Raw genomic sequence first — 2,705 nt, forward strand, 5'->3', positions numbered from 1 at the left:
GTGAATTGGCATAAATCGTTTTGGATTTAATTTAACGGCCAATTCAACCGTTTGATGAGGAAATAAATGGTTATCCGGCCAACGCTCATCATATTGTCCATTTTCAATGAAAGCGATATCAAATCCGTTAAAACGTTCGGCGATCACATCAAAATGCTGACCATAAGAAGAATCACCATGGAAATAAAACCGCTCTTCTTTATGTTGAATCACAAAACTGGCCCACAGTGTTCTACTATTATCAAATACACCGCGCCCGGAATAATGGCGTGCAGGCAGTGCGGTATAACGTACCCCGTTATATTCCACACTGTCCCACCAATCTAACTCGGTAATTCGGGTTGGTGCTACCCCCCAGCGTTGTAATAAAACGCCAATTCCTAGCGGTACAATAAAATGGCACTGGCGTTTAGCAAGAGTGCGTATGCTTTTCCGTTCAAGATGATCATAATGATTATGAGAAATCAGCACGACATCGATCGCGGGTAACTCTTCAATATGAGCAGGAGGATCTTGGAAACGGTGCATCATCACAGGCAGAGGCGAGGCACTTTTGCCAAACAGCGGATCGGTCATAATCGTTTGAGATCCAAGACGCATCATCAACGTCGAATGACCAAACCAAATAAAACGACCTTTTGATGCAGGCACTAAAAAGGTTGTCCAATCCGGCTTAAGAATGGGCAATGGCTCAGGAGGATGCAACGATTTTTCCTGAAAAATGAATTTCCACATTGCACCGGCGGCGTGAACTACCGGTCTTCTCGCTTCAGCATTAAAAAAAGTGCGGGTGTGAGGATCGTAATGTTCGGCGGTAGAATAATGAGGATAATGTTTAGCATAAAGCCAACGCCCCATTCGACCTGCGACATAGCCAAACATTCCTCCTCGCTTTTTATGTGTCATCGTTACAATGCCAATGAATTAATCAATGTTTTCAATTATATGCCAACTTTTCTTAAATGATCGCTCAGCGAATGAAATAAAATTAGTGAACTCTCGTGGTAACAAGCATAAAAAAATACCTGTTTCCAGCATGATAATCCGAAAACAGGCATGATATCCGTAAATTTAAACCCGGGTACTAAAAACTACCATTGATATCCAATACCGGCACCGACATTGAAATCACCTTGGGTTGTTGCAGAACCACTCATTTTGAAAATGACTTTATTAGATTCATTCGCTTTTGAATAGCCTACAGCAACGGCACTTTCACCTCTATAATTACCTACGCCAACGCCTAATAAGTTAGAACCGGCTTGAGTAACTTGAGGGATATTAGCAAGTGCCGCAGCACCGGCAATACCGCCACGCAATTTTTTATCATTCTTTTGCAAATCCTTACGTACAGAATCCACGGATGATTTTACTTCATTAAGCTGCTTCACATTTACCGCATCATGAGCATTGATCCCATCTGCAACATTTGTTACACGACGTTTTGTTGTGGAATTCCCCACTGAAACCGTATTGATTTCACCTTTATCAACCACAGAACCTTGTCCTAAGGCAACAGAATTTTCAGCCAAAACGCGCGCACCTTGCCCAACAGCAACAGATTTATTCGCCACTACTTTAGCTTGGGAACCGAATGCAGAAGAATTATCGCCTTGTACCTGTGCAGACGAACCCACCGCAGTCGAATTACGACCATCTACTGTCGCCGTTTCTTTATTAATTTCACCTTGTTCATTTGAGGATTGAACAACGCGTTTAATACCGTTAGCTTCGGCAGTGACTTTATTCTGTGCTAAAACAGCCTCATCCCTTGCTTTTTCTGCAGTTTGTGCAAATACCTGTGTCATATTTTCAGATGCTTTCGCTGAGGTTTCAGACGCCTTCGCATTAGTTTCTGCAGTTTGAGCAGCGGTTTTTGACGCTTTCGCATTACCTTCTGCAGTTTTTGCGGAGATTTCTGAATCTTTAGCGTTAGTTTCTGCAGTTTGCGCAGCTGTTTCAGAAGCTTTAGCGTTAACTTCTGAAGTTTTTGCGGCAGTTTCAGACGCTTTAGCATTGGTTTCTGCAGATTTTGCTGCCGTTTCAGAAGCTTTAGCGTTAACTTCTGAAGTTTTTGCGGCAGTTTCAGACGCTTTAGCATTGGTTTCTGCAGATTTTGCTGCCGTTTCAGAAGCTTTAGCGTTAGTTTCTGAAGTTTTTGCGGCAGTTTCAGAAGCTTTAGCGTTGGTTTCTGCAGTTTGTGCAGCTGTTTCTGACGCTTTAGCGTTGGCTTCTGCAGTTTGAGCAGCAGTTTCTGATGCTTTAGCGTTAACTTCTGAAGTTTTTGCGGCAGTTTCAGAGGATTTTGCGTTGGTTTCTGAATCTTTCGCTGCTTTCGCCGCATCTTCTGCTAAGTTTTTAGACGCTTTAGCATTGGTTTCTGCGGATTTTGCTGCTGTTTCTGAATCTTTAGCGTTAGTTTCTGAAGTTTTTGCGGCAGTTTCAGAAGCTTTAGCGTTGGTTTCTGCAGTTTGTGCAGCTGTTTCTGACGCTTTAGCGTTGGCTTCTGCAGTTTGAGCAGCAGTTTCTGATGCTTTAGCGTTAACTTCTGAAGTTTTTGCTGCGGTTTCAGAAGCTTTCGCATTGGTTTCTGCAGTTTGAGCTGCGGTTTCTGATGCTTTAGCGTTATCTTCTGAAGTTTTTGCGGCAGTTTCAGAGGCCTTAGCGTTAGTTTCTGCAGTTTTTGCTGCGGTTTCAGAAGCTTT

At 43.0% G+C, this 2,705-nt stretch carries 2 protein-coding genes; both read right to left on the reverse strand.

Annotated elements, in window-relative coordinates:
* On the reverse strand, positions 1-882 hold an 882-nt coding region (locus QZ106_RS09745), incomplete at its 3' end, for an MBL fold metallo-hydrolase (protein WP_295976631.1).
* Between the two features lie 209 nt (positions 883-1,091).
* Positions 1,092-2,705: YadA family autotransporter adhesin (locus tag QZ106_RS09750; RefSeq protein WP_295976632.1), on the reverse strand; the 1,614-nt coding region annotated here is incomplete at its 5' end.

The organism is uncultured Aggregatibacter sp. (assembly GCF_901873365.1).
GTDB lineage: Bacteria > Pseudomonadota > Gammaproteobacteria > Enterobacterales > Pasteurellaceae > Aggregatibacter.